The organism is Streptomyces sp. NPDC053750 (assembly GCF_044544295.1).
Lineage (GTDB): Bacteria > Actinomycetota > Actinomycetes > Streptomycetales > Streptomycetaceae > Streptomyces.
In genome coordinates this window covers 1-25256 of sequence record NZ_JBITXB010000005.1, presented here as the reverse complement: position 1 = coordinate 25256, position 25256 = coordinate 1, and the positions used below count along the sequence as shown (strand labels likewise).

Genomic DNA, 25256 nt, shown 5'->3' with positions numbered 1-25256 from the left:
AGGCACGAGCACACCGTGACCCCGGCCGAGGACACCACCGCCCCCACCATCCACGCGGCCGGCTGCGTCCTGTGGCGCCCCGCGGCGCCCACCGCCTCAGCCACAGAGAGCACCCTGCACCTCTGCCTCGTCCACCGCCCCAAATACGACGACTGGTCGCACCCGAAGGGCAAGCTCAAGCCCGGCGAGGACCCCCTCGAGGGCGCCCTGCGCGAGGTCGCGGAGGAGACGGGGTACGCCGCGACGCCGGGCGACGAGCTGTCCACCGTGCGCTACCTCGCGAACGGCCGCCCCAAGCAGGTCCGCTACTGGGCGGCCGAGGCCGGCCCCGGCGCCTTCGTGCCGACCACCGAGGTCGACCGCATCCTCTGGCTCTCCCCCGACGAGGCCCGACGGCGCCTCACCGAGGCCCGTGACCAGGCCCTCGTCGACGAGCTGATGCGATCGTTCGAACACACGTAGCGGAATGGTGACGCCGGACGTCGACCCGCGCGTTCCGGCCAATACCCGCGAGGAGAGCGAGGCGGAGCGGCATCCGACGGTCCGCGAGGTCGTCGGGGACTGGTCGTCGTGCATGGCCGCCGCGGGGTACGCGTACGACAGCCCGCTGGACGCCGGCACCGATCTGCCGACCGCCCGGAAGCCGAGCGCCGACGCGCACGAGAAGACGGTCGCCCTGGCTGACAGAGGAGGCCGTCGCAGCGGAGACGAAGCGCAAGACCGCGATGGTCCGGCGGGCGCTCGAGGTCCTGGGCCGCACGGAGGGCGCGGCGAAGTAGGCCGCACAGGCCGCGTGCGCCACGGGCCTCCGGGACGGGACCGACCCGTGTCCTTGACGTAAGCGTTCCGTGACCTCACCGCACCGTCCACAGGGGTTCACCCCCCGTTCATTTACGGCCATCGGCGGCTTCACCTGTTCTGCCTAATTTCAGCCTTACCGGTACGGGGCGCATCCCGAAAGCGCGTCCGTATCACCCAGACCTGCTCGTCCTCAACGCCACTCCTCGCACGCCGCCGAATTCAGGACGGCGGCTCCTGGAAGGAACTCCCTCAGTGAAGCTTCAGCGCAAGAACCGGCGGGCCCTCGCTCTCGGTGCTCTCGCCGTCTCCGGCGCCCTGGCCCTCACGGCGTGCGGCTCCGACGACACTGGTGACACCGGCAGCGGCGACGCCTCCACGAGCACGCAGGCCGGCAACATCAAGTGCGACGACGCCAAGGGCCAGCTCCTCGCCGACGGCTCGTCCGCGCAGAAGAACGCGATCGACGCGTGGGTGAAGCAGTTCACCGCCGCGTGCAAGGGCGTCCAGATCAACTACAAGGGTGGCGGCTCCGGCGCCGGTATCACCGCGTTCACCCAGGGCACGGTCGGCTTCGCCGGCTCGGACTCCGCGCTGGACCCCGAGGAGATCACCGCCACCAAGGAGGTCTGCTCCGGTGGCCAGGGCATCGACCTGCCGATGGTCGGCGGCCCGATCGCCGTCGCGTACAACCTCGAGGGCGTCGACAACCTCGTCCTGGACGCGCCGACCCTGGCGAAGATCTTCAGCGACAAGATCAAGAAGTGGAACGACCCGGCGATCGCGAAGCTGAACCCCGACGCCGACCTGCCCGACCTCAAGATCCAGGCGTTCCACCGCTCCGAGGACTCCGGCACCACGGACAACTTCACCAAGTACCTGATCGAGACCACCCCGGAGAACTGGAAGTACGAGGGCGGCAAGGCCTGGACGGCCCCCGGCGGCCAGTCCGCGTCCGGCTCCTCCGGTGTCGCCCAGCAGGTCAAGCAGACCCCCGGCGCGATCAGCTACATGGAGCTCTCCTACGCCAAGGGCTCCTCCGTGGTCGCCATCGACACGGGCGCCTCCCAGCCCGTCAAGGCCTCGGTCGACGGTGCCACCAAGGCCATCGCCGACGCCAAGGTCGTCGGCACCGGCAAGGACCTGGCCCTGGAGCTGAACTACGCGACCAAGGCCGAGGGCGCCTACCCGATCACCCTGGTCACCTACGAGATCGTCTGCGACAAGGGCAACAAGGCGGAGAGCCTGCCGACCGTCAAGGCGTTCCTGAACTACATCGCCAGCGAGGACGGCCAGCAGCTCCTCGCCGACAACGACTACGCCCCGATGCCCGCGGACATCATCACCAAGGTCCGCAGCACCATCGCGGGCCTGAGCTGACCTGAGTGTGCGGCCCGGTCCCCCGGCGGGGCCGGGCCGCACCGTCCGGTGCACCGCCGCCAGGAGCCCCGCGCACAGCAGGGCACCGCAGACCGGAGAACCCGATGGACATAACGACGAAGACACCTCCTCCCCCACCACAGCCGACCGTGGCCGAGCACAAGAGCAACGTGCGCGGCGCCACCCGCCCCGGAGACCGCGTCTTCCGCGGTCTCGCCCGTGGCTCGGGCATCTTCCTGCTGGTGATCATGGCCGCCATCGCGGTCTTCCTCACCTGGCGTGCCGCCATCGCCATCGGCAAGAACGAGGGCAACTTCCTCACGACCTTCGAGTGGAACACCGGCGCCACCGAGCCGGTCTTCGGCATCGCGGTCCTGGCCTACGGCACGGTCATCTCCTCGATCATCGCCATGGTCATCGCGGTCCCGATCGCCGTCGCCATCGCGCTGTTCCTCACCCACTACGCCCCGCGCAGGCTGAGCGGCCCGATCGCCTACGTGATCGACCTGCTCGCCGCCGTACCGTCCATCGTGTACGGCCTGTGGGGCGCGCTGATCCTCGTTCCGCACATGAACGGCCTCTTCGGCTGGCTGAACGACTACTTCCGCTGGACCGGCATCTTCTCGTGGGAGGAAGGCCCGGCCCGCTCGATGCTCACCGTCGGCATCCTGCTCGCGATCATGATCCTGCCGATCATCACCAACGTGAGCCGCGAGGTGTTCAAGCAGGTCCCGCGGATGAACGAGGAGGCCGCGCTGGCCCTCGGCGCCACGCGCTGGGAGGTCATCCGGATGTCGGTGCTGCCCTTCGGGCGCTCCGGCGTGATCTCCGCCTCGATGCTCGGCCTCGGCCGCGCCCTCGGCGAGACGATGGCCGTCGCCACCGTGCTCTCCCCGGACTTCCTGATCCACGGCAGCCTGCTCAACCCGGGCGGCGGCACCTTCGCCCAGAACATCGCCAGCAAGTTCGGTGAGGCGAACGAGTTCGGCCGTGACGCGCTGATCGCCTCCGGTCTCGTCCTGTTCGTCATCACCCTGCTGGTCAACGGCGCGGCCCGCATGATCATCGCCCGCCGCAAGGAGTACTCGGGGGCCAACGCATGAGCACCACGACCGTCCAGCGCCCGAGCTCGCTCCAGGGCGCCCGGCTGCCGAAGTGGTCCCCCTGGGCCATCGCCGCGGGTTCGCTCGCCGTCTCCGTCGGCCTCGGCCTGGCCACCGGCATCGACAGCAGGGTCCAGTGGGGCCTGATCGCCGCGCTGCTCTTCGTCTTCGGTACGTACGTCATCGCCGCCGGCGTCGAGGGCAAGCGCCAGGCCAAGGACCGCGTCGCGACCTCGCTGGTCTGGGTCGCCTTCCTGCTCGCCGTGGTGCCGCTGGTCTCCCTGGTGTGGACGACCGTCAGCCGCGGTGTGAAGGTCCTCGACGGCTACTTCCTGAGCCACTCCATGGGCGTCGTCGCCGACACCGAGCCCGGCGGCGGTATCTACCACGCCATCATCGGCACCCTGGAGCAGGTCGGCATCGCCACCCTGATCGCCGCGCCGATCGGTGTGCTCACCGCGATCTACCTGGTCGAGTACGGCAGCGGCCACCTGGCCCGCGCCGTCACCTTCTTCGTCGACGTGATGACCGGCATCCCGTCGATCGTCGCCGGTCTGTTCATCCTCAGCCTTCTGCTCATCTTCGACATGGGCTTCTCCGGCTTCGCGGGCGCCCTCGCCCTCGCGATCCTGATGATGCCGGTCGTGGTCCGCTCCACGGAGGAGATGCTCAAGCTCGTCCCGAACGAGCTGCGTGAGGCATCCCTGGCACTGGGCGTGCCCAAGTGGCGCACCATCCTGAAGGTGGTCCTGCCGACGGCCATCGGCGGTATCACCACCGGTGTGATGCTGGCGGTCGCCCGTATCGCCGGTGAGACCGCACCCGTCCTGCTGCTGGTGTTCGGCAACCCGTTCATCAACAACAACCCCTTCGAAGGGGCGCAGGCGTCGCTGCCGCTGTACGTCTACCAGCAGTACTCGAACAGCGCGGGCTCGGAGGCGGCGTACGACCGCGCCTGGGCCGCGGCTCTCACCCTGATCGCCTTCGTGATGATCCTCAACCTGGCGGCCCGCGGTATCGCCCGCTGGAAGGCCCCGAAGACCGGTCGCTGACGCGCGGCCACAAGCGAATTCCCGTCAGCGACCCGAAAGAAGCAGTGATTCCCATGGCCAAGCGCATAGATGTCAGCGGCCTCAACGCCTACTACGGCTCCTTCCTGGCCATCGAGGACATCTCGATGACCGTCGAGCCCCGCTCCGTGACGGCCTTCATCGGCCCCTCCGGCTGCGGCAAGTCCACCTTCCTGCGCACGCTCAACCGCATGCACGAGGTCACGCCCGGTGGCCGGGTGGACGGCAAGGTCATGCTCGACGACGAGAACCTCTACGGCGCCGGCATCGACCCGGTGTCCGTGCGCCGCGAGGTCGGCATGGTCTTCCAGCGCCCGAACCCGTTCCCGACCATGTCGGTCTACGACAACGTGGCGGCGGGCCTGCGCCTGAACGGCAAGTACAAGAAGTCCCAGCTGGACGACGTCGTCGAGAAGTCCCTCAAGGGCGCGAACCTCTGGAACGAGGTCAAGGACCGCCTGAACAAGCCGGGCTCCGGCCTCTCCGGCGGTCAGCAGCAGCGCCTGTGCATCGCCCGCGCGATCGCGGTCGAGCCGAACGTCCTGCTCATGGACGAGCCCTGCTCCGCCCTGGACCCGATCTCCACGCTCGCCATCGAGGACCTGATCGGCGAGCTGAAGGAGCGCTTCACGATCGTCATCGTGACGCACAACATGCAGCAGGCGGCGCGTGTCTCCGACCGTACGGCGTTCTTCAACCTGGCGGCGGTCGGCCAGCCCGGCAAGCTGATCGAGATCGACGACACGGAGCGGATCTTCTCCAACCCGTCGGTCCAGGCCACGGAGGACTACATCTCGGGCCGCTTCGGCTAGACCCGACCCGATCCCCTCGCGGTGCTGCATGGCGGTGCCACCGCGAGGAGCACAAGGGCCCGCCCCCGGAATCCGGGGGCGGGCCCATCTGCGTAGGCACCGTCTACAGAACCGCCTACAGAACCACCAGGTCCACCAGCCAGAAGGAACACGCGGCCACCACCGCAGCCGCCGGCATCGTGATGAACCACCCCATGATGATGTTCTTCGCGACGCCCCACCGCACGGCGTTCACCCGCTTCGTCGCCCCCACACCCATGATCGCCGAAGTGATCACGTGCGTGGTCGAGATCGGCGCGTGGAACAGGAACGCCGACCCGAACATGATCGACGCGCCAGTCGTCTCCGCGGCAAACCCCTGCGGCGGATCAAGCTCGATGATCTTCCGCCCCAGCGTCCGCATGATCCGCCAGCCACCCGCGTACGTCCCCGCGGACAGCATCAGCGCGCAGGCGATCTTCACCCACACCGGAATCGGGTCGCCGTAGTCCTCGACGTCGGCGATGACCAGCGCCATCACCACGATGCCCATCGTCTTCTGCGCGTCCTGCAGACCGTGACCCAGCGCCATACCCGCCGCCGACACCGTCTGCGCGATGCGGAAGCCCCGCTTCGCCTTGTGCGGGTTGGCCCGCCGGAAGATCCACATGATGGCCGTCATCACCAGGTAACCGGCGATCAGACCGACGACCGGGGACACGAACATCGGAATGACGATCTTGTCGACGACCCCGTGCCAGTACACGGTCGTGCTCCCGGCCAGCGCCGCGCCCACCATGCCGCCGAACAACGCGTGCGAGGACGACGACGGCAGCCCGAAGTACCAGGTGATCAGGTTCCAGACGATCGCGCCCACGAGCGCCGCGAAGAGGATGCCCATCCCCTTCGAGCCCTCGGGCGTCTCGATCAGCCCCTCGCTGACGGTCTTGGCGACCCCGGAGCCGAGGAACGCGCCGGCGAGGTTCATGACGGCGGCCATCGCGAGCGCCGCCCGCGGCGTCAGCGCACGCGTCGACACGGAGGTCGCGATCGCGTTGGCCGAGTCGTGGAAACCGTTGGTGTACGTGAAGAAGAGCGCGACCCCGATGGTCACGACCAGAGCAAAGGTGTCCATGAAGTGCTCAGGACTCCTTGACGGCGATGGTCTCCACCGTGTTCGCCACGTGCTCGAACGCGTCGGCCGCTTCCTCCAGCACGTCCACGATCTGCTTGAGCTTCAGCACCTCGATGGCGTCGTACTTGCCGTTGAAGAGGTGCGCGAGCAGCTTGCGGTGGATCTGGTCGGCCTGGTTCTCCAGCCGGTTGACCTCGATCCAGTACTCGGTGAGGTTGTCCATGGTGCGCAGGTTCGGCATCGCCTCGGCGGTCAGCTCGGCGGCCCGCGCCAGCACCTCGATCTGCTGCTCGACGCCCTTGGGCAGCTGCTCCACGTTGTAGAGGACGACCAGGTCGACGGCCTCCTCCATGAAGTCCATGATGTCGTCGAGGGAGGAGGCGAGGGAGTAGATGTCCTCGCGGTCGAACGGCGTGATGAACGAGGAGTTCAGCTGGTGGAAGATCGCGTGCGTGGCGTCGTCACCCGCGTGTTCGGCGGCCCGCATACGCTCTGCGATCTCGGCCCGGGCGGATGCGTCCGCCCCGAGCAGTTCCATCAGGAGCTTGGAGCCCGTGACGATGTTGTCCGCGGAAGCGGCGAACATGTCGTAGAAGCTCGTCTCCCTGGGGGTCAGACGAAAGCGCACGTGGGGTCCTCGGGGTGCATCGGTTTCGGTCAGGCTGATGCTAGGCGCATCATCCGGCCACGGCTAACGGGCCGTCCCCCAGTGTCGCCCATCGGGCACGGTGATGAGCAGGGGGGCGACCTCGGCGGCTTCGGCAAGGGCCCCTTACCCCGCAAAGTTCGTTACCATATACCCGGCAGGGGTATATGTCCGTTATCCGCCCCATGTCCGCCCGCAGCCCGCACGCACACCAGGAGGACGCGATGACGACCACCGAGGCCGGCGCAGGTGCGCCCTCCACCACCACAGCCGACGCGGTCGCGCCCGTGACCGACCACGACCGCGGTGTGCACGGGTACCACAAGCAGAAGGACGAGCACCTCAAGCGCCTGCGCCGCATCGAGGGCCAGATCCGCGGCCTGCAGCGGATGGTCGACGAGGACGTCTACTGCATCGACATACTCACCCAGGTCTCCGCCTCCACCAAGGCCCTGCAGTCCTTCGCCCTGCAGCTCCTGGAGGAGCACCTGCGCCACTGCGTCGCCGACGCCGCCGTCAAGGGCGGCGCCGAGATCGACGCGAAGGTGGAGGAGGCGACGAAGGCGATCGGCCGCCTACTGCGTACGTGACCGCTCCTCGGTGACCCGCAGCACCTCGTCGATGCTCTCCAGGCTGAGCCGCTCCCGGGCGGCCGACGCCGCGATGATCAGCTCCCCGCACAGCTCGATCTCGGCGAGGGCCACGTGGTCCTGAACCGCCGTACCGCCGACCGGAGCCACGCGCGTCACCTCGTCTCTGCCGTCACCGGCTTCCTAGAGTAGGGAGCGGTCTACACACCGCGCATGGCACGGAAGGGCTAGTTCTTGCCGTCCGACGGCTCCGCGATCCGGCCGGCGTAGATGTCCGAGTCCGCGGGCAGCCGTACGCGGACGGCGGCGCCGAAGTCGTGGAGCAGCGTCGTCGAGGCGACGGTGACGGTGCCCGCGTGCCGCCCGTTGGAGAAGCTGAAGCGGTGCCGGATCTTGCGGATGCGGCCCTCGTCGTCGAGGTAGACGTCGAAGGGCACGTCGGCGGTGGCGAAGCCCTCGGCCGCCGCGGCCAGCGCCTGCCGGTTGGCGTCCGAGGCGTCGCGCGCCGCCCGCGCCAGATCGGCGGTCCCCCGGTAGTGCCGCACCGCGGTCCCCGCGACCCGCGTCCGCCCCAGGTACGTCGCCGTCTCCGTCCCCCGCAGCACCTCGGCGGCGGCGAGGGGGTCCGTCGCCCCGCCGGTCACCAGGTTCCCGTCGGCCAGCGAGGCGGTCTCCACCCGCACCCACTTGTCGTCGGGCACACCGGCACCCCGGTTCTTCATGAACAGCGCGCCCGGCGTGAGCAGTTCGGTGATCGGCCGGCGGACGCTCGTCCCCGCCGGATCCTGCGGCAGACGGACCTTCAGCCGCCCGAGGCGCTCCTGGAAGTCGTACACACCCTCGCCCCGGACGGTCACCCGCGTCCCGCCGCTGGCCATCTCCACCGCGGTATGCGCCTTGGCGCTTCCGGCGGCCACGAGCCGGTCGGCGGCCCGGTGCAGCACGGCGACCGGCTCACCGGTGCCGGAACCCTGAACGGCGGTGGTCCCCTCCCCGGAACACGCCCCGCCCGCGAGACACACACAGACGAGGCCCCCGATGACGGCAAGCCCTTCGGCCGCCCCCTTGCCCCGCCGCTCCCTCTCCCGCCCGATCATCGCCACGTGCACCTACCCCAGCCGTCCCGCCCGTTCCGGGCCCCCTGCCGTCCCGGTTAACGAGGGCCGGTGACCCCGGTAACGTTGGCGGCGTGGCACAGCAGGACGGTCTCGAAGTCCCTCAGGAAGTCCCGGAACACCTCACGACGACGGTCGAGCAGGGCCCCTTCTGCCTGGCCCGCTGCACCTGCGGCTGGCGCGGCCCGGCCCGAAGAGCCAGAAGCCAGGCCCGCACCGACGCCAAATCCCACACCTCGTAACCCGCGGGCAGCCTGCGGGCATTCGTGCCGCCGCAGCCCGCGGGCACGCGCGGCCGCCGCAGCCCGCGGGCATTCGTGCCGCCCAGGGCGGCACGGGTGGGCGCAGGCGGCACCCCGCAAGCGCCGGGCCGCGCACCCACCCCCGGCCCACACCACCCCGGCCGCGCCCTACACCTACGCGGCGAGATCCCGCTCCTCCACCCCGGCCCGCTCCTCACGCGCCCGAGGAATCACAGCCCCCCGCCCCCCGGCACCACCCCGCGCACTGATCAGCCACCCCACCCGCGGCGACCGCTCCACAGCCCGCGCCAGCGGCGTCAGCAACGCCATGGCAACCGGCGAAAGCAGCAACGCAACCGCCGTACCGAGCGCAAACCCACCGATGACGTCCGTCGGATAGTGCACACCCATATAAACCCGCGCGAACCCCCCGAGCACGGCCAGCACAATCGCGACCAGCCCGAACTTCCGGTTCGCGACGAACAGGGCAACGGCCAACGCCATGACGAGCGTCGCGTGATCACTCACAAAGGAGAAGTCGTTCTTCCCGTCGACGAGCACTTCCAGCCCGTCATGCGTCTTGAACGGCCGGGGCCGCTCGACGAACCCCCGTATCGGCACGTTGACCAGGACCGCGACGCCGGCCGCGAGCGGCGCCCACACCAGCGCGGCGACGTTCGAGGCCGCGTCCTCGGCGCCCCGCTTCCGCCCGGACCACCAGCACCACAGCACCAGCAGCACGATCGCGAACAGCAGTCCGTACTCACCCACGAACTCCATGACCCGGTCGAACCAGTGCGGTGCGGCCTTGGCCAGTCCGTTGATGTCATAGAGCAGCTCGACGTCGGGGTTCGACCCGGATTCGGCGAGTCCAGCCATGGTGCAGCGGCCCCTTCGTCATGTCCTCCGGCGCACCGGTCGCACGCCTCTTCTGCCACCCCCGTGGTCGTAGATCCGACGGCTCCCCTGGGTCCCCGCACACCTACACGTCAACAGGAACGCACGGTCCCCGTTGATACGTTCCACACTCCACCGAATGATCACGCAGACGTTATCGAAGAGAGACACGCCGTAGCCCACATCGCCGCAGCTCAGGGCACAAGTTCACGTTCCGTGCCCACCCTGGCATTCACACCGTGGTGGGCAGTGCTTTTGCGCCATCCTCGGTGACCCGGGTGGCACCGAAGTAATCAGGGGTGTCGATCGGGTCGAACCGGATCACAGCCCCCGGCCGCGGCGCGTCGATCATGTACCCGCCACCCACATAGATCCCCACATGCCGGATCGCCCGCGAGTTGGTGAGATCGTCCGAGAAGAACACCAGGTCGCCGGGGAGCAGCTCGTCCCTCCCCGGATGCGGCCCCGCGTTGTACTGATCGTTCGCGACCCGGGGCAGCTTGATCCCCACGCTCTCGTACGCGGCCTTGGTCAGCCCCGAACAGTCGAACCGCCCACCCTGATCCGCCGTCCCGTTCCCACCCCACAGATAGGGCGTCCCGAGCTTCTTCTGCGCGTAGGCGATGGCCCCGGCGGCCTGCTCGGAGGGGTCGACGCGAGTCGTTGGCGCGGCGAAGCTCTTCTCCAGAGTCGTGATCACCTTGACGTAGTTCTGGGTCTCCTTGTACGGCGGCACGCCCTGGTACTTGATGACCGCGTAGGCGCCCGCGTTGTAGGAGGCCAGCATGTTCTCGGTCGGGTCGCCGGGCACGTCCTTCACGTACGACGCGAGGGAGCAGTCGTACGACGCGGCCGACGGAATGGCATCCGCCGGATCCCAGACATCCCGGTCCCCATCCCCGTCACCATCGATCCCGTGGGTGGCCCACGTCCCGGGGATGAACTGCGCAATCCCCTGCGCCGCCGCGTGACTCTGCGCCTTCGGGTTGAAGCCACTCTCCTGGTAGAGCTGGGCGGCGAGCAACGCCGGGTTGATGGCGGGGCAGAGATTGCCCCACTTCTGCACGAGCGGCTGGTAGGCAGCGGGAACCGTCCCCTTGGCGAGCTTCTTCGACCCGCCCCCGGCACCGCCCGCGAGGTTCCCGGCGACGACGTAGACGCCCACGACGAGCAGCATCACGAAGCTGACGCCCAGTCCGACTGCGGCGCCTCCGATGAACCACACTTTGCGCACGGCCCAACCTTTCCCCATCCAGCCGCTTCCCAGGCCAGGTCCAGCAAGTGTGACGGTATTTCACCGGATCCCATGAAGCGGTATACCACTGCGGGCGCGCCTTCCGGCCAGGTCGCTCAGCCCCAAGAGGACGTACGCCTGGGAAGCCACACCGGGAACTCGGCCGGTTCTGGGCAACGCCCATCGCCTGACGCAGCCCAGCACCGGTGACTCGCCCCTCTCCGATCACGCGAGCCTCGGCCACGAGGGAGTGCAGACCAGGCGACTCGCCTCGCCCGGACCGGCCAATTAAGCACGGTGCCGCCACCAACCTGGCGGTGCTAGCCGCGTGTTGCATGGTTTCGAGGGACGGCCAGACTGCTGGCAGACAAGTTCACGGCCAAGGCCACCCGTGCTCACCAGGAGCCTCGCGTGCTTGTCTACCCGACAGCGATCCTGGCACGTCTGAGGTGGGGTGACACCTTGCCCAGTTCGCCGCAGGGTCCGGCATCGGAATCGCCACCGCGTACCACTACACCCCGGGAGCCAACGAGGTCCTGGCTGCGCTCGGCCGAGCAGCCGGATCCGTTCCCAGGCCGGCCCGTTCCCTGCCGGTGAGTCCGCCCCCATACGCGTCTATCACACCACACTCAGATAGCGCACCCAGCCGTCGACTGTCAGCCGAACCAGGAGGGCAATCCCCGTTCAAGTTCAGCACGAAACACCCAAGCGAACCAAAAACCTCTTAAAGGGTGAATGAATGGAAAAGGAAAAATCCAGAAACGCCTGACAGTCTGAATGCAATACCTTAAAATCACAGCGCCATACTTCAGGGATTCAAGATTGGATGCACGTCTTGCAGGCTGCACTTAGGCGCAATATCTCAAAAATCGCTACCAGGCTCTCGATTATATTTGCCGTAACGCTCGGCACCCTATCGATATCACCAGCGGCGCATGCGGGCGGCTACGGTTGCACCGGCAGCTTGATCGACACCTACAACGTTATCGCCTATAGTGACGGCAAAAAAGTATACGGCTACCACTACCTCTACTACAACTCTTCTACCGGCGTTAACTGTGGCGTCACTGTAGCGAATCAAACTGGCGGATACGGAACATCAAAGCCGATGGCCGCCGAAATATCTGCCTGCACGTCCAACAGGCCTGGGGACCTGTGCCAGAGCGTCGTGAGTACCGACTCGGACAGGGGCTACTACAAAAGCTACGCCGGCCCTGTGTCCGTTAAGGCTGCCGGGAGGTGTATCGCCATATTTGGGTACATCGAGTGGAAAGGCCACACTGCCTTTGTGGAGACGAACGCCACCCATTGCGGCTAATTACCCCATCTACGGGCTTCACGCACATGAGTCTTCGAACGCCTTCGTCGTCGCGCCAGCGTCATCACCTTCGCGTCCGACGCGGCGTCAGCTCCGTTGCCCACCCCGGCCCGCCGCACCTTCTCCGGCAGTGCGTACCGCTCAGCCAAGCGAACCACCACGGCCACTCCGCCATGAGCCAGCAGGTTAGGACCATCGGACGTGGCGAATACCGTCGCAAGACTCCGATGACAGGCCCGGGGATTTCCATGGCTTATAAGCGACGTGCCGTCGACTGCGGCCCGACTCCTGCGTGTCGCCGTACAACGGGAAATCGTCTGTGGCGATTTCCCCGGCCAGCGGCCGGGGCAGCCTCACAGACTCACCAAACTTGCCGGACTGCACATTCTGGTAGGCGCCGTTGTCCGGCCGAGTATTAAGATCCCACGTGCCCTTACGGGGTCGATAACGAAAAGAGCGGGGACTCGGGCAACGGCGTACGAGTCGGCCTTGCCCCCTGATCTCCCTGGACTTCTCGGACGGCGAGATGGCTTCCACGGCGAGGGCGCAGTCTCGTGGGTCGGCGAGCCAATCGTCGTCGTCCGCCCACTCCATGGGCAGGACGATCAAGTCCGGGGTTACGTAGTCGTCGGGGTCATCGGGCAGGGCGATGGAGGACACCTCAAAGGCGGCAAGCCCTTCGGGCAGCACACCATCGAGCTGCCGTCGAACCTTCCATACAACGCCCGCGTGCTTTCCCTGTGGGGCCGGTGACATCACGGGCTTTCCTCCCATGATCTGCGCCCGCAGACCCGTCAGCCTCTCGACTCTCTCGCCGACCTCACGGAGCCTGCCGGGGCGAGGGCGCAGGGGTGGCCCGGTGCCAGCGTCCGATTCCGCGCCCATCACCTCCGTTCCTCTGCCTCATCGGCGTCTTCGCTCACGCGAGCGGGTTCGGTGGGAGGCCCGGTATCCCGCTCGGAGCATTCACCGTACTTCCTGAACCGCTGCCCGGCCCCGACCGTCACGGCAGGTCGCTCCGCCGGCACTCGGCCCACAGCAGCTTCCCGCCCTTCGACGCACCGAGCTCGCGCAATACGGAGACCCCGAAGGCATCCGCGCAGGCCCGCACCAGATGCAGACCCCGACCACTCTCGGCGTCTTCCGGAGCCACGGCACCGGGCTGCTCCCCGTCCCGGAAGCCGGGCGGCACCCTCCAGTCGCTGTCCCACACACCGACCCGCAACCGCCCCGGCTCCCTCGACAGGATGCGGAGGGCGTAGGGGCCAGCGGTGTGGAGGTGGGCGTTGGCGAGGAGTTCGGCGGCCACCAGCTCGGCGGTCGGCGTCAGTTCAGCGAGGCCGTGCGCGGCCAGGGCGGCACGGAGGGTTGTGCGGGCGATCCCCGGTGCGCGTGGATCGTGCGGGAGGTGGAGGGTGTAGCCCCAGGACGGGTTTACCGTGGCCATGGAAGTCTCCGGTCAGTACGGGTAGTTGGACGATGGATGGAGATGCCCAGTGGCCTGCCGATCCGTCGACCGGTGCACTTCTGAGCGGGGCGCCACTTGTAAGGTAGCGGCGACTAGTGAATGTATTTACTGAATCTGGAGAATCGCATTCACTAGCACCCGTGTGGGTGACAACGAGGAGGCTGCACACCCGTGAGGAACCCGACGGGTCGCCAGTTGCGCTTTGGCGCTGAACTGCGCAAGCTCCGCGAGCGCGCCGGCCTGACCGCCACGGAGGCCGGTCAACTCCTGGGCATCAAGCAGGCTCAGATCAGCAACATGGAGGCCGGACGGGTAGGCGTGAGCCCCGAACGGGTACGCGCTCTGGCCTGTCACTACGACTGCGCCGACCAGCCGCTCGTCCAGGCACTGGGCGACATGACCAGCGAAAGATCCCGCGGGTGGTGGGAGGAGTACCGCGAGACCCTGCCCAGCACGCTGCTGGACCTCGCCGAGATGGAACACCACGCGGTGCGGCTTCGTGCGGGTATCACCGCGCACATCCCAGGACTGCTCCAGATCCACGACCACGCGCGCGAGGTGTTCCGTCAGGTCGTACCAGAGCTGACGCCCCCAGATGTCGAGCACCGGCTGTCCTTCCGCATCAAGCGGCAAACAGTGCTGTTCAGCGACTCACCGACGCCCTACCACGTACTCATCCACGAAGCCGCGCTCCGGATGCAGTTCGGTGGCCGTGAAGTCACCAAGCGGCAGCTGCAACACGTCATCAGCATGAGCGAGCGCAGCCACATCACCGTGCAGGTCATTCCGTTCACGGCCGGCGCCTACCCCGGCTCGGGGCAGTCGATCCTGTACGCACACGGCCCCGTACCCCAGCTCGACACAGTGCACCTCGACCAGTCCCACGGCTCGGCACTCATCGACGCCGAGGCCCAGCTCGACAAGTACCGGGTCCTCCTCGACCGCATGGCGGCCACGGCTCTACCGCCCGAAGAGTCCCGCGAGCTCATCCACGTCATCGCCCAGAGTCTGTGAAAGGGATTCAGATGCCCACCGTCACCTGGCAAAAGTCCTCCTACTGCGGCGAAGGCGAGGCATGCCTCCACGTCACCGCAACCCCCACCGGCATCCATCTCACCGAGAGCAGCGACCCCACCGGATCCATACTCACCACCACCCCGACCGCCTTCGGCGCCCTGCTCACCGCGCTGAAGGCGAACACGCGGCCGACGTCCATCCAGGTCGCGTTCACTCAGGGGAATGACCCCAAGACCCCCGTCCGCGTCCACGCCACCGGCACCCCGGGAACGGTCGTCACGACCGATCGTCAGAAGTGGGAGGCCTTCGTGCTCGGCGTGAAGGCGGGCGAGTTCGATCACTTCGCAGAAGGGCTCAACGACGCGACCGCGCGGCAGGTTGCGCCTCGGCATCATTGCTTGGCGTAACCTGACGTGATACACAGAGTGACCATACGACTCTTCACCCACCGGTCCACGCCACCCTGCTAGGGGCCGGCGCGGACCGGTGGCAAGCTATTCGTACGAAACCCGCCAATCAATGACGCCAAGGCGACATACGAGGGCGCCATCGTCGGCGACAATGAGGCCTGACCTCTGCACAACCGCAGAGGGCGCGGAACTACCCACCAGGGGCGGTGACTTACATGCTCTTTGCGGCCGACAAGGGAGACATCAACACCATCATCGGCGGGATCGCTCCGGACTGGGGCCCCTTCGGTGCGCTGGGGACCGAGGCGAAGACGATGGTCCAGGTCGTCATGGCCGTAGCCATCCTGCTCTGTCTCGGCATCGCCATCTGGGGCGCCGCCAAGCAGCGCATCGGTGCCACCGCGCTCCGCGACACGTTCAGCGCGGAGCAGGGCAAGGGCCTCATCATCGCCGGTCTGACGGGCGTGTTCATCATCGGCTCGCTCGGCACGCTGTTCACCATCGTGTACGGGATGGCTGTCTAGCCCGACGCGTATCGTCCCTTGCCTTTCCTCCAACCCCACCCGCCCGTCGTGCCAACCTGGCTGAGGTTGCGTTTCCCTGATGTCGAGTCATAACACCGCGCCCGCGCGGGAACCAGCACGGCTACCGTCGTACTCGTACGGCAGGTACGACGTCGAGGGGGCGTACGCGGCATGAGTCTCGGAGACGATCACCAGTCCTCCGGCGGTTACGGCGGTACGGGCCAGACCCGGACCCGGCTGCCCGACGCGGGCGGCGACGGCTACGGCGGGCCCCGGCGCACCGGTCGCTCCTCGTCGCGGAGCCTGGTCACCGTGGTCGGCGTCGTGGTCCTCCTCATCGCGGCGATCGCCTTCGCGAACCGTGGAGGAGACGATTCCGCATCCTCGGACGACGCCGCCGACAAGCCCAAGACGTCGGCGACGACGCCCTCTGGAACGCAGCCGGTCCAGTCGGGCTTCGCCCACGACCAGCAGGGGGCGCAGAGCGCGGCGGCGAACTACGCGGTGGCTCTGGGCTCGGCCGACATGTTCGACAAGGCCAGACGGCACGCGATCGTCGACACCGTCTATGCGCCGGATGTCGCTGCCTCCCGGCAGGCAGATCTGGACGGTGCGTACTCGAACCAGGAGTTCCTGGCGAACATCGGCCTGGACAAGAACGGCAAGGCACCGGCCGGTCAGACCTTTGTCTCGCGGGTGATCCCCGTGGGCACCAAGGTGACCGCATCCAGCACGGAGAAGGCCACGGTCGAGGTTTGGTACACGTCCCTCTTCGGCCTCTCGGGCGGCAAGTCCACCAACCCGGTCACCGAGAGCTGGTACACCACGACGTACCAGCTGACGTGGACCAATGACGACTGGAAAGTCGCCGACTTCCAGCAGAAGGACGGACCCGTGCCGGTCGGCCGCGATCAGAGGGCCTCCACCGCCGACGACATGACGAAGGCCGTCGAGGAGTACGGAGGGTTCACGTATGCGCGCTAACCACCGCATCCTCAAGGCCACGACCGCCGTTGCCGCGGTACAGGCTGCCATGGTGCTGCTGGCCACCCGGGCCGTTGCCGCACCCACGCCCACACCCACGCCGACGGACACCGAAGACCCCTGCGACCTCATCCGCGGCCCCGCCAAGGACTACTGCGAACGCGGAGAATCCGGCGGCGGATCCACCGGCGGAGGCACCAGCACCCCCGAGGGCGTCACCTCCACCCTCGACCCCCTCTCCTCCCTCGCCAAGGGCTGTGCCGACGCCGCGGCCTGGACCGTCGACAAGCTCAGCGCCGCCGTGCAGGACACCGCCAACGTCGACTTCACGAACCCGCAGTTCCTCCAGCAGTACGCCGTCGTCTTCGCGGCGTCGACGATCCTCACGCTCGTCCTGTGGCTCCTGGCGGTGACCAAGCGTGCCGTGCGCGGCGTCCCCCTCGCCACCGCGCTCTCCGAGGCCATCGGGTTCCTCTGGCTCACCGTCCTGGCGTCGGCGTTCACGCCGCTGATCCTGTACACGGTCGTCTCGGCGACCGACGGCGTCACCGACGTCCTCGCGAAGGCGACCGGCGACCAGACGGACACGTTCTTCGGCACGTTCTCCGGCGCCCTGGAGAAGGGCGAGGACATCGGCGGCGGCCCGATCATGCTGGTCGTCGTCTCGCTGGTGTCGATCCTCGCCGCCGGCGTCCTGTGGCTGGAGCTCGTCATCCGCGCCGCCCTGCTCTACGTCGGCGCCCTGCTCGGCACGGTCGTGTACGCGGGGCTGGTCGACAAGAACCTGTGGGGCCACGTCCGCCGCTGGGCGGGCATCATGATCGCCGTGATCCTGGTCAAGCCCGTCATCGTCATCGTCCTCGGGCTGGCCGGCGCGCTCTCCACGGACGACGGGCCCGACGCCTTCTCGGCCGTCGTCTCCGGCCTCGCCATCATCCTGCTCGCGATCTTCGCCTCGGCGATGATCTACCGCTTCGTCCCCGGCTTCGGCGACGAGATCGCGAACAGCCGCAACAACCGCATCATGCAGGGTGCCGAAGGCAAGGCCGCCGCCGTCATCAGCTCCCCGGCGAACCTGGTCGCCCAGGGCATCAGAACCCACAGCAGCCGGCACAACGGCGACGGCGGAGGCGGCCAGGCCGGCTCCTCCGCCGCGGCCCGGCCCTCGAACCCCGCCTCCGGCGGAGTCGCCGCGCACAGCTCGCGCCCCTCGAACGGCGGTGGCGGAAGTGTCCCCTCCGCCGCGCCCGCACCGCGCTCCGGCAGCCCGGTGAACACGCCCCACGCCAGCAACAACCGCTCCAACCGCGGTAGCAACAGCACAGGAGGTGACGGGCGTTGACGACCGAGTCCCACGTGTCCCATCCGGTCACGCCCCGCCGTACGTATCTCATCGGCCGTGCCCGGCCGAACGCGATCGTCGGCCGCAACCGCGAGACCGGTGAGATCGCGCTGATCATCGTCGGCGCGTTCCTCGGCATGATGTGCGGGCTTCTCGTCCCCGTCCTGTCCCTGCGCATCGTGCTGCTCGTCGGCTTCCCCCTGCTCGCGCTGGCCGCCGTCTACGTGCCGTACAAGCACCGGACGTTCTACAAGTGGTTCGAGATCAACCGCAGCTACAAGCGCACGCTGCGCAGCGGCACCACCTACCGCTCCGGCGCCATCGAGGCCGGCACCCGGCTCGACGGCCGGGAGGTCGAGGTCGGCCCGCCCCCCGGCATCGGCCGCATCACGTGGCTGGCCGCGCCCTTCGGCCCGGACGAGATCGCCGTACTGCTGCACGCCGACCGCAAGACGGTGACGGCCGCGATCGAGATCGAGGGCCCCGGCGTCGGCCTTCGCGACTCCGAGGACCAGGAAGCCCTCGTCGACCGCTTCGGCACCCTGCTCAAGCACGTGGCCAACGGCGACGGCTTCGTCACCCGCATCCAGATGCTCGCCCGCACCCTCCCGGCCGACCCCGACGCGCACGCCAAGGACGTCGCCGTACGCGGCGACGACAGGGCGCTGCCATGGCTCCAGCAGTCGTACGACCAGCTGCAGTCCATGGTGTCCACCAGCAGCGAGCAGCACCGCGCCTACCTCGTCGCCTGCATGCACTACACCCGCGAACTGGCCGCCGAGGCCAACGCCATGGCCCGGGCCTCCCGGTCGCAGAACGGGCGCAAGCTGGACCGGGACGCGGGCCTGGCCGTCGTCATGGCGCGTGAGCTGACCGACATCTGCTCCCGCCTCCAGGAGGCCGACATCCGCGTCCGGCAGCCGCTCGGCCAGGGCCGGCTCGCCTCGCTCATCCACTCCATGTACGACCCGGACCACCCCATCGACCACATCCAGGCGATGACCAAGCGCAACGCCTGGCCGGCCGAGCTGGACGCCATGGAGCCCACCTACCTCCAGGCCAAGACCCGCGAATCCTCCACCCGCGCGCCCTGGTGCCACGCCACCGCCTGGGTCAAGGAGTGGCCGATGACCCCGGTCGGCGTGAACTTCCTCGCGCCGCTCCTCGTCCACACCCCCGACGTCATCCGCACCGTCGCCGTGACGATGGACCTCGAACCCACCGAGGTCGCCATCGAACGCATGCTGACCGAGAAGACGAACGACGACGCCGAGGCGTCCCGCGCCGCCAAGATGAACCGCACCGTCGACCCGCGCGACATCGCCGCCCACTCGCGTCTCGACCAGCGCGGCGAGGACCTCGCCAGCGGCGCGGCCGGCGTCAACCTGGTCGGCTACATCACCGTGTCCTCCCGCACCCCCGAGGCGCTGGGCCGCGACAAGCGGACGATAAGGGCCTCGGCCGGAAAGTCGTACCTGAAGCTGGAGTGGTGCGACCGCGAGCACCACCGCGCCTTCGTGAACACACTTCCGTTCGCCACCGGCATCCGAAGGTAGGGGCTGAGCCTGATGCGGGACCCGCTGTCCGTCCTCACCGAAGCCTTCACCTCCTTCCTCTTCGGGAAGGTGGAGACGACCCGCCTCCCCGTCCGCACCTCGACCGGCCAGGCGCAGGCCGTCTACCTGCCGACCGCCGCGCCCGGCCTCGGCGACTCCGGTGTGATCATCGGCCGCGAGGTCTACTCCGGCAAGGGCTACATCTACGACCCCTTCCAGCTCTACGGCCAGCAGCTCCCCGCCCCGCACTGGCTGGTGCTCGGCGAGTCGGGCAACGGCAAGTCGGCGCTGGAGAAGACGTACGTCCTGCGCCAGCTCCGCTTCCGCGACCGCCAGGTCGTCGTCCTGGACGCCCAGGGCGAGGACGGCGTCGGCGAGTGGAACCTCATCGCCGAAGAGCTGGGGATAACTCCCATCCGCCTCGACCCGATGGCCGCCCTGGACCACGGCATCCGGCTCAACCCGCTCGACCCGGCGATCACGACGACCGGGCAGCTGGCCCTGCTCCGGACGATCATCGAGGTCGCCATGGGCCACGGCCTGGACGAACGCTCCGGCTTCGCCCTCAAGGTCGCGCACGCCTACGTCAACGAGACCATCGTCGAACGCCAGCCGGTCCTCACCGACATCGTCGAGCAGCTGCGCCACCCCGAGCCGGAGTCGGCCGAGGCGATGAACGTCGCCATAGACGACGTACGGGCGTGGGGCCTGGACGTGGCGCTGGTCCTGGACCGGCTCGTCGACGGTGACCTGCGCGGCATGTTCGACGGTCCGACGACGGTCGGCATCGACCTCGACGCCCCGCTCATCGTCTTCGACCTCTCCCACATCGACCGCAACTCCATCGCCATGCCCATCCTGATGGCCATCGTCGGCGTGTGGCTGGAGCACACCTGGATCCGCCCCGACCGGAAGAAACGCATCTTCCTGGTCGAGGAGGCCTGGCACATCATCAACAGCCCGTTCGTGGCGCAGCTGTTCCAGCGGCTGCTGAAGTTCGGGCGCCGGCTGGGCCTGTCGTTCGTGGCGGTGGTGCACCACCTGTCGGACGTCGTCGACGGCGCGGCGGCGCGGGAGGCCGCGGCCATCCTCAAGATGGCCTCGACCCGGACGATCTACGCCCAGAAGGCCGACGAGGCGAGGTCTACGGGCCGCGTCCTGGGGCTCCCCCGCTGGGCTGTGGAGATCATCCCCACCCTCACCCCCGGCATCGCGGTGTGGGACGTCAACGGCAATGTGCAGGTGGTCAAGCACCTGATCACCGAGACCGAACGCCCCCTGGTCTTCACCGACCGCGCGATGACCGAGTCCTCCTCCGACCTGGCCGACGACGCCCTGCGCGCCGCCGAACTGGAGGCGGAGGAACGCGCCGCGGCCTTCATGGAGCAGCACCTCGGCGACGCGTCCGAATCGACGGTGGCCTAGGCGCAGGGGGAGGGACGGACCGATGAGACCGGACGACCAGCGGCGGGACGGCCAGGGCGGCGGCATCCCGGACGGCCTGCTGATCGGCATACTCGCCTTCCTCCTCGGCATGACCCTGCTGGTGTGGACGGCGACCGGTCTCGCTGGCCTGTTCGCCCACGGCGCCTGGCCCACCGGCGTCACCTTCACCAGCACCCCCCTGGCCATGCGCCACCTGATCGCCGAACCCCACGACATCACCGGCGCCTGGCCGGACACCCCCGAGGCGGCGCTCTCCGGCTACGGCCTCTTCTGGGGGCTGTTCATCGGCCAACTGATGGTGCTGGTGGTGCTGACGGTGTTCGTCATGGGCACGGTGGCCCGCTGGCGCGCGCTACGACAGCGACGGCGCGCGCAGCTGCCGACGGAGGACGTACGGAGCCCGGCGCGGGAGCACGTACGGAACCCGGAGCCGACGCCGGAGCCCGCCCCGGAACCGACGCCGGTGCACGAGGTGCCGACCCCGAGGGCGCCGCAACAGGAGCCGCCCGCGCAGGCAGCACCGCCCCCGGCCCCCGCAGCCGAGAACAAACGGCCGGGCGGCTGGGCCACACCCCGCACCGAAGGAACCGTCCACTACGGCTCACCGGACACCCGCCACGCGACCGCGGTCCACGCGGTGCGCGACGCGGAGGGCCCCGCGCTCGTCATCACCTCGAACCCGGCCCTGTGGTCGGACACCAAGGACGCCCGCGCCAAACTCGGCCCCACCCACCTCTACGACCCCAACCACCTCTGCGACACCCCCGCCCGCCTCCACTGGTCCCCCACCACCGGCTGCGAGGACAGACAGACGGCCACGACCAGAGCGGCGGCCCTCCTCACCCCGGTCCGCCCCACCGCCCGCCTCGACCAGGCGGTCGCCGACACCGCCGAGCTGCTCATGCGCAGCTACCTCCACGCCGCCGCGATCGACGGCCGCACCGTCCGCCACATCCACCGCTGGTCCCAGGGCGCACAGATCCAGGACGCCGTACGCATCCTGCGTACCCACCCCAAAGCCGCACCCGGTTCGGCGGGCGAGCTCGAGGGCGCCCTCACCGCCCACCCCGAACGCCGGGACATGGCCCAGCAGCTGACCACCCGGGCCCTCGCCGCCCTGTCGATGGTCAACATCCGTGAGGCGTGCACTTCCAACCGAACTGATGCCCTCGCCTTGGATTCCTTCGTCCACGAACAGGGAACCCTTTACGTGGTGGGTGAATCCATTGAGGACCCCCGTACGAGCCCGGGCGCGATGCCGCTGCTGACGGCGCTCGTCTCCAGCGTGGTCGAGCGCGGCCGGCGCATGGCCGAACGGTCATCCTCCGGTCGCCTCGACCCACCACTGACGCTCGTCCTGGACGACGTCGCGGCCGTCGCGCCGCTGCCCCAGCTCCCGGAGCTGCTGGCCACCGGGGCGGACCGGGGCATGCCGTCCCTGGCCCTGCTCCGGTCCCGCGAACAGGGCCGGGCCCGCTGGCCGCACGACGAGCTGCCGGTGTAGCGGCAGCCGGCCCGTCAGCGTTCGAGCACGAACTCCAGCTCGTGGTCACCGGGCCCACCCGCCAGCGGCACCGTCCGCCCGCTCGGCACGAACCCCGCCTTGCGGTAGGCGCCCTGCGCCCGCCCGTTGTCCGGGTGCACGATGAGCCGCACGCGCTCCAGACCATGCGCCCAGGCCCACTCCAGCCCGGCGTCGAACAGCGCCTTGGTCAGCCCGCTCCCCCGCCACTCGGGCCGCACGAACACACCGACGACATGCCCCTGACGCCGCTCCACGGGCGACCCGTACCAGTCCGTCGTCCCGGCCTCCTCGACCAGCACGGTCAGCGTGCCGAGCCACAGGCCCCCCGGCCCCACCGCGACGACCTGCCGGGCCCCGGACGCGCCCTCGGAAGCCCGGGCCGCCCGCTCCTGCCAGTACGTGTCCGGCCGGGTCGCGGCATCGTCGTACGTCTCCAGGTAGGCGAGGTGCGCCAGCGGGTCCCGCAGCGCGCGCAACCGCAACTCCTTCACGGCGGGCCACTCTTCGGCGCGTATGGAGCGGATCACGTAGTCACCGGGGACCGAGGCACTCATGCGGGTCACCGTAATACCCGGGTACTACGCACCTCACCTGATATACGACCCCCCGGCGGACGCCCACCGCCGCCGCACCCCGGACCATGGTCGGATGGAGCCCGCGAAGCCCGCGCCGGAAGACCGAGCGGCCGAACCCCTCACCGAGTACGTCCAGCGCGTCAACCGACGCGTCCGCGCCTTCGACCGGCGCCGCCCCCTCGTGTGGGACCTCCACATCACCGGCTTCTGGGTCACGGCCGCCCTGATCGACGCCTCCGGTGGCTGGCGCAACGTCGCTCACAACCCCGACGTCCCCGTCAGCCTGGTCGTCACCCTGAGCCTCGCCCTCTCCTTTCCCCTCCTCCAGCGCCGCAGCCATCCCCGGGCCGCCCTCCTCATCACCGTGCCGGCGGCCCTGGTGAGTGCGTGGTCGGGCGCCGCCCTCCAAGCGGCCCTGCTCCAGCTGCTCCTCGTCCACCACATCGCCCTGCGGCGACCGCTGCGCAACCTGTGGTGGGCGGTGGCCCTCGTGTCGGCCCCGACCTGCCTCACCGTGGCCCGCTACGGGGACAGCGCGGGCTCCTGGAACCAGCAGCTCGGCTCGCAGCTCCTCTCCATCGGTGTGGCCGCCCTCATCGGCGTCACCGTCCGCACCCGGCGCAACTACACCGAGGCCCTGGAGGACCGCGCCCACCGCCTGGAAGTGGAACGCGACCAGCAGCTCCGGCTCGCCGCCGCCGCCGAACGCGCCCGCATAGCCCGCGAGATGCACGACATCATCGGCCACAACCTCGCCGTCATCACCGGCCTCGCCGACGGCGGCCGCTACGCCGCCGCGAAGTCCCCCGAACGCGCCGCCCAGGCCCTGGACGCCATCGGCACCACCAGCCGCCAGGCCCTGCACGAACTACGCCGCCTGCTCGACGTCCTGCGCGACGACGAGCAGGACGGCACCCAGGCGGCCGAGCTGAACCCCCAACCCGCGCTCACCGACCTCGACCACCTCCTCGACGGAGTCCGCAAGGCGGGCCTCCCCGTCCGCACGACCGTCAAGGGCCGCCCCACGCTTCCGGAAGGCCGCCAGCTCACGCTCTACCGCGTCATCCAGGAAGCCCTCACCAACACCCTCAAGCACGCCGGCCCCGACGTCACCGCCCACATCGACCTCTCCTACGAGCCCGGCGGCGCCGTCGCCCTCACCATCACCGACACCGGCCACGGCGGCCCGGCCCCCGCTCCCTCCGGCGGTCGGGGCCTGGCCGGAATGCGCGAGCGAACGTCCCTGTACGGCGGCACACTTGAGGCCGGCCCACGCCCCCACCCCGAGCGGGGCTGGCGCGTCCACCTGCACCTACCGGAGGAAACCCCGCAGTGACCACCGTCCTCATCGCCGACGACCAGCCACTCCAGCGCTTCGGCTTCCGCATGCTCCTGGAGAGCCAGGACGACATGACGGTCGTGGGCGAGGCGGCCAACGGCGCCGAAGCGGCCCGTATGACGGCCGAACTCCACCCCGACGTCGTGCTCATGGACGTCCGCATGCCAGGCCTGGACGGCATCGAGGCGACCCGCCGCATCGTCGCGTCCGGCGGCCGCACCCGCGTCCTCATCCTCACGACCTTCGACCTCGACGAGTACGCCTACTCCGGTCTGCGCGCCGGTGCTTCCGGCTTCCTCGTCAAGGACGCCCAGCCGGAGGAGCTGCTCTCCGGCATCCGCGCCGTGGCGACCGGCGATGCGGTGGTGGCCCCGAGCCTGACCCGCCGCCTGCTCGACGCGTACGTCCACCATCTGCCGGCCGCCACCGCCCCGGAGGCCTCCTCCCCCGATCCGCGCCTGGCCGTGCTCACGGACCGCGAGACCGAGATCCTGCGGGTGATGGGCCAGGGCTGGACCAACACGGAGATAGCGGAGCGCCTCCACCTCGCCGAGTCGACGGTCAAGACCCACGTGGGACGCATCCTGGCCAAGACAGGCTCGAGGGACCGCGTCCAGGCGGTCATCCTGGCGTACGACACGAAATTGGTGGGGTAGAACGCAGAAAACCCCGCACCGTGACGGTGCGGGGTTTTCTCGCAATATTTGTTCGGCGGCGTCCTACTCTCCCACAGGGTCCCCCCTGCAGTACC

General features: G+C 69.0%; 27 protein-coding genes. 18 read left to right on the top strand and 9 right to left on the bottom strand.

Annotation, left to right across the window (positions count from 1 at the left end; all coding sequences use genetic code 11):
* Positions 1-15 precede the first annotated feature (15 nt).
* The 5 genes from ACIGO6_RS15890 to pstB all read left to right on the top strand — a co-directional run bounded on the left by ACIGO6_RS15890 (position 16) and on the right by pstB (position 5163).
* Positions 16-462, top strand: a complete 447-nt coding sequence (locus ACIGO6_RS15890) for an NUDIX hydrolase (protein ID WP_399875934.1) — start codon at positions 16-18, stop codon at positions 460-462.
* 591 nt (positions 463-1053) lie between these two features.
* The gene (pstS, locus tag ACIGO6_RS15885) at positions 1054-2178 is read left to right on the top strand and encodes a phosphate ABC transporter substrate-binding protein PstS (RefSeq protein ID WP_399875932.1); all 1125 of its coding nucleotides are present in this window, start codon (positions 1054-1056) and stop codon (positions 2176-2178) included.
* A 104-nt stretch (positions 2179-2282) separates the two neighbouring features.
* Positions 2283-3281: a phosphate ABC transporter permease subunit PstC gene (gene pstC, locus ACIGO6_RS15880; RefSeq protein WP_399875931.1), complete on the top strand. Its 999-nt coding sequence runs from the start codon at positions 2283-2285 to the stop codon at positions 3279-3281.
* Positions 3278-4333, top strand: coding sequence for a phosphate ABC transporter permease PstA (gene pstA, locus ACIGO6_RS15875; protein ID WP_399875929.1), 1056 nt, complete (start codon positions 3278-3280; stop codon positions 4331-4333). Before pstC ends, pstA begins: the two co-directional genes overlap by 4 nt.
* Before the next feature lie 53 nt (positions 4334-4386).
* Complete coding sequence (pstB, locus tag ACIGO6_RS15870) at positions 4387-5163, top strand: phosphate ABC transporter ATP-binding protein PstB (RefSeq protein WP_399875928.1); 777 nt, start codon at positions 4387-4389, stop codon at positions 5161-5163.
* A 115-nt stretch (positions 5164-5278) separates the two neighbouring features.
* On the opposite strand, the gene pitH is transcribed toward pstB, so the two are convergent.
* Positions 5279-6277 carry a low-affinity phosphate transporter PitH gene (pitH, locus tag ACIGO6_RS15865; protein ID WP_399875926.1) on the bottom strand — a complete coding sequence of 333 codons (999 nt, stop codon included), beginning with the start codon at positions 6275-6277 and terminating at the stop codon, positions 5279-5281.
* A 7-nt stretch (positions 6278-6284) separates the two neighbouring features.
* Positions 6285-6905, bottom strand: a complete 621-nt coding sequence (locus ACIGO6_RS15860; protein ID WP_399875924.1) for a DUF47 domain-containing protein — start codon at positions 6903-6905, stop codon at positions 6285-6287.
* Positions 6906-7147: 242 nt separating this feature from the next.
* Between ACIGO6_RS15860 and ACIGO6_RS15855 the strand changes: the two genes are divergently transcribed.
* Positions 7148-7513 (top strand): metal-sensitive transcriptional regulator, encoded by a 366-nt coding sequence (locus ACIGO6_RS15855; protein ID WP_399875922.1) that lies wholly within the window; start codon positions 7148-7150, stop codon positions 7511-7513.
* On the opposite strand, the gene ACIGO6_RS15850 is transcribed toward ACIGO6_RS15855, so the two are convergent.
* Both ACIGO6_RS15850 and ACIGO6_RS15845 read right to left on the bottom strand, forming a co-directional pair.
* The gene (locus ACIGO6_RS15850; RefSeq protein WP_399877045.1) at positions 7499-7663 is read right to left on the bottom strand and encodes a hypothetical protein; all 165 of its coding nucleotides are present in this window, start codon (positions 7661-7663) and stop codon (positions 7499-7501) included. The two genes, ACIGO6_RS15855 and ACIGO6_RS15850, sit on opposite strands and share 15 nt — an antisense overlap.
* A 77-nt stretch (positions 7664-7740) precedes the next feature.
* Positions 7741-8610 carry a hypothetical protein gene (locus tag ACIGO6_RS15845; protein WP_399875920.1) on the bottom strand — a complete coding sequence of 290 codons (870 nt, stop codon included), beginning with the start codon at positions 8608-8610 and terminating at the stop codon, positions 7741-7743.
* 92 nt (positions 8611-8702) lie between these two features.
* On the opposite strand from ACIGO6_RS15845, the gene ACIGO6_RS15840 reads away from it, so the two are divergent.
* Positions 8703-8870 carry a hypothetical protein gene (locus ACIGO6_RS15840; RefSeq protein WP_399875919.1) on the top strand — a complete coding sequence of 56 codons (168 nt, stop codon included), beginning with the start codon at positions 8703-8705 and terminating at the stop codon, positions 8868-8870.
* A 174-nt stretch (positions 8871-9044) separates the two neighbouring features.
* On the opposite strand, the gene ACIGO6_RS15835 is transcribed toward ACIGO6_RS15840, so the two are convergent.
* Entirely contained in the window at positions 9045-9749 is a 705-nt protein-coding gene (locus tag ACIGO6_RS15835; RefSeq protein WP_399875917.1) for a phosphatase PAP2 family protein, read from the bottom strand.
* 250 nt (positions 9750-9999) lie between these two features.
* Positions 10000-11019, bottom strand: coding sequence for an NlpC/P60 family protein (locus tag ACIGO6_RS15830; protein ID WP_399875916.1), 1020 nt, complete (start codon positions 11017-11019; stop codon positions 10000-10002).
* Between the two features lie 808 nt (positions 11020-11827).
* On the opposite strand from ACIGO6_RS15830, the gene ACIGO6_RS15825 reads away from it, so the two are divergent.
* The gene (locus ACIGO6_RS15825) at positions 11828-12319 is read left to right on the top strand and encodes a hypothetical protein (protein ID WP_399875914.1); all 492 of its coding nucleotides are present in this window, start codon (positions 11828-11830) and stop codon (positions 12317-12319) included.
* A gap of 186 nt (positions 12320-12505) precedes the next feature.
* Here ACIGO6_RS15825 and ACIGO6_RS15820 read toward each other — a convergent pair whose 3' ends face one another.
* Positions 12506-13204 (bottom strand): Uma2 family endonuclease, encoded by a 699-nt coding sequence (locus ACIGO6_RS15820; protein WP_399875913.1) that lies wholly within the window; start codon positions 13202-13204, stop codon positions 12506-12508.
* 118 nt (positions 13205-13322) lie between these two features.
* The gene (locus ACIGO6_RS15815; protein WP_399875912.1) at positions 13323-13766 is read right to left on the bottom strand and encodes an ATP-binding protein; all 444 of its coding nucleotides are present in this window, start codon (positions 13764-13766) and stop codon (positions 13323-13325) included.
* Positions 13767-13958: 192 nt separating this feature from the next.
* Here ACIGO6_RS15815 and ACIGO6_RS15810 point away from each other — a divergent pair, with 192 nt between their 5' ends.
* The 8 genes from ACIGO6_RS15810 (at position 13959) to ACIGO6_RS15775 (ending at position 22570) form a co-directional block, all read left to right on the top strand.
* Positions 13959-14801, top strand: coding sequence for a helix-turn-helix domain-containing protein (locus ACIGO6_RS15810; RefSeq protein ID WP_399875910.1), 843 nt, complete (start codon positions 13959-13961; stop codon positions 14799-14801).
* A gap of 11 nt (positions 14802-14812) precedes the next feature.
* Positions 14813-15211 carry a DUF397 domain-containing protein gene (locus ACIGO6_RS15805; protein WP_399875908.1) on the top strand — a complete coding sequence of 133 codons (399 nt, stop codon included), beginning with the start codon at positions 14813-14815 and terminating at the stop codon, positions 15209-15211.
* 218 nt (positions 15212-15429) lie between these two features.
* Positions 15430-15738: a hypothetical protein gene (locus ACIGO6_RS15800; RefSeq protein WP_190204669.1), complete on the top strand. Its 309-nt coding sequence runs from the start codon at positions 15430-15432 to the stop codon at positions 15736-15738.
* Between the two features lie 171 nt (positions 15739-15909).
* A complete protein-coding gene (locus ACIGO6_RS15795; protein ID WP_399875906.1) occupies positions 15910-16722 on the top strand; it encodes a hypothetical protein in 813 nt (270 codons plus the stop codon).
* A complete protein-coding gene (locus ACIGO6_RS15790; RefSeq protein WP_399875904.1) occupies positions 16712-18064 on the top strand; it encodes a hypothetical protein in 1353 nt (450 codons plus the stop codon). The genes ACIGO6_RS15795 and ACIGO6_RS15790 overlap by 11 nt, the downstream gene beginning before the upstream one ends.
* Complete coding sequence (locus tag ACIGO6_RS15785; protein WP_399875902.1) at positions 18061-19620, top strand: SCO6880 family protein; 1560 nt, start codon at positions 18061-18063, stop codon at positions 19618-19620. Before ACIGO6_RS15790 ends, ACIGO6_RS15785 begins: the two co-directional genes overlap by 4 nt.
* A gap of 12 nt (positions 19621-19632) precedes the next feature.
* A complete protein-coding gene (locus ACIGO6_RS15780) occupies positions 19633-21045 on the top strand; it encodes an ATP-binding protein (RefSeq protein ID WP_399875900.1) in 1413 nt (470 codons plus the stop codon).
* A gap of 22 nt (positions 21046-21067) precedes the next feature.
* On the top strand, positions 21068-22570 hold the full coding sequence (locus tag ACIGO6_RS15775; protein WP_399875898.1) for a type IV secretory system conjugative DNA transfer family protein: 1503 nt from the start codon (positions 21068-21070) through the stop codon (positions 22568-22570).
* Between the two features lie 14 nt (positions 22571-22584).
* Here the strand turns inward: ACIGO6_RS15775 and ACIGO6_RS15770 are convergent, their stop codons facing one another.
* Positions 22585-23145, bottom strand: a complete 561-nt coding sequence (locus ACIGO6_RS15770; RefSeq protein ID WP_399875896.1) for a GNAT family N-acetyltransferase — start codon at positions 23143-23145, stop codon at positions 22585-22587.
* 94 nt (positions 23146-23239) lie between these two features.
* Between ACIGO6_RS15770 and ACIGO6_RS15765 the strand changes: the two genes are divergently transcribed.
* Positions 23240-24502, top strand: coding sequence for a sensor histidine kinase (locus ACIGO6_RS15765; RefSeq protein WP_399875894.1), 1263 nt, complete (start codon positions 23240-23242; stop codon positions 24500-24502).
* Complete coding sequence (locus tag ACIGO6_RS15760) at positions 24499-25161, top strand: response regulator (RefSeq protein WP_399875893.1); 663 nt, start codon at positions 24499-24501, stop codon at positions 25159-25161. Before ACIGO6_RS15765 ends, ACIGO6_RS15760 begins: the two co-directional genes overlap by 4 nt.
* Positions 25162-25256: the final 95 nt, after the last annotated feature.

What these genes read in the sequence shown, in the direction of transcription:
- pstC (WP_399875931.1), top strand. Translation starts at nt 2,283, where the DNA reads ATGGACATAACGACGAAGACACCTCCTCCCCCACCACAGCCGACCGTG.
- pstA (WP_399875929.1), top strand. Translation starts at nt 3,278, where the DNA reads ATGAGCACCACGACCGTCCAGCGCCCGAGCTCGCTCCAGGGCGCCCGG.
- pstB (WP_399875928.1), top strand. Translation starts at nt 4,387, where the DNA reads ATGGCCAAGCGCATAGATGTCAGCGGCCTCAACGCCTACTACGGCTCC.
- pitH (WP_399875926.1), bottom strand. Translation starts at nt 6,277, where the DNA reads ATGGACACCTTTGCTCTGGTCGTGACCATCGGGGTCGCGCTCTTCTTC.
- ACIGO6_RS15855 (WP_399875922.1), top strand. Translation starts at nt 7,148, where the DNA reads ATGACGACCACCGAGGCCGGCGCAGGTGCGCCCTCCACCACCACAGCC.
- ACIGO6_RS15845 (WP_399875920.1), bottom strand. Translation starts at nt 8,610, where the DNA reads ATGATCGGGCGGGAGAGGGAGCGGCGGGGCAAGGGGGCGGCCGAAGGG.
- ACIGO6_RS15835 (WP_399875917.1), bottom strand. Translation starts at nt 9,749, where the DNA reads ATGGCTGGACTCGCCGAATCCGGGTCGAACCCCGACGTCGAGCTGCTC.
- ACIGO6_RS15830 (WP_399875916.1), bottom strand. Translation starts at nt 11,019, where the DNA reads ATGGGGAAAGGTTGGGCCGTGCGCAAAGTGTGGTTCATCGGAGGCGCC.
- ACIGO6_RS15825 (WP_399875914.1), top strand. Translation starts at nt 11,828, where the DNA reads ATGCACGTCTTGCAGGCTGCACTTAGGCGCAATATCTCAAAAATCGCT.
- ACIGO6_RS15820 (WP_399875913.1), bottom strand. Translation starts at nt 13,204, where the DNA reads ATGGGCGCGGAATCGGACGCTGGCACCGGGCCACCCCTGCGCCCTCGC.
- ACIGO6_RS15815 (WP_399875912.1), bottom strand. Translation starts at nt 13,766, where the DNA reads ATGGCCACGGTAAACCCGTCCTGGGGCTACACCCTCCACCTCCCGCAC.
- ACIGO6_RS15805 (WP_399875908.1), top strand. Translation starts at nt 14,813, where the DNA reads ATGCCCACCGTCACCTGGCAAAAGTCCTCCTACTGCGGCGAAGGCGAG.
- ACIGO6_RS15800 (WP_190204669.1), top strand. Translation starts at nt 15,430, where the DNA reads ATGCTCTTTGCGGCCGACAAGGGAGACATCAACACCATCATCGGCGGG.
- ACIGO6_RS15795 (WP_399875906.1), top strand. Translation starts at nt 15,910, where the DNA reads ATGAGTCTCGGAGACGATCACCAGTCCTCCGGCGGTTACGGCGGTACG.
- ACIGO6_RS15790 (WP_399875904.1), top strand. Translation starts at nt 16,712, where the DNA reads ATGCGCGCTAACCACCGCATCCTCAAGGCCACGACCGCCGTTGCCGCG.
- ACIGO6_RS15780 (WP_399875900.1), top strand. Translation starts at nt 19,633, where the DNA reads ATGCGGGACCCGCTGTCCGTCCTCACCGAAGCCTTCACCTCCTTCCTC.
- ACIGO6_RS15775 (WP_399875898.1), top strand. Translation starts at nt 21,068, where the DNA reads ATGAGACCGGACGACCAGCGGCGGGACGGCCAGGGCGGCGGCATCCCG.
- ACIGO6_RS15770 (WP_399875896.1), bottom strand. Translation starts at nt 23,145, where the DNA reads ATGAGTGCCTCGGTCCCCGGTGACTACGTGATCCGCTCCATACGCGCC.
- ACIGO6_RS15765 (WP_399875894.1), top strand. Translation starts at nt 23,240, where the DNA reads ATGGAGCCCGCGAAGCCCGCGCCGGAAGACCGAGCGGCCGAACCCCTC.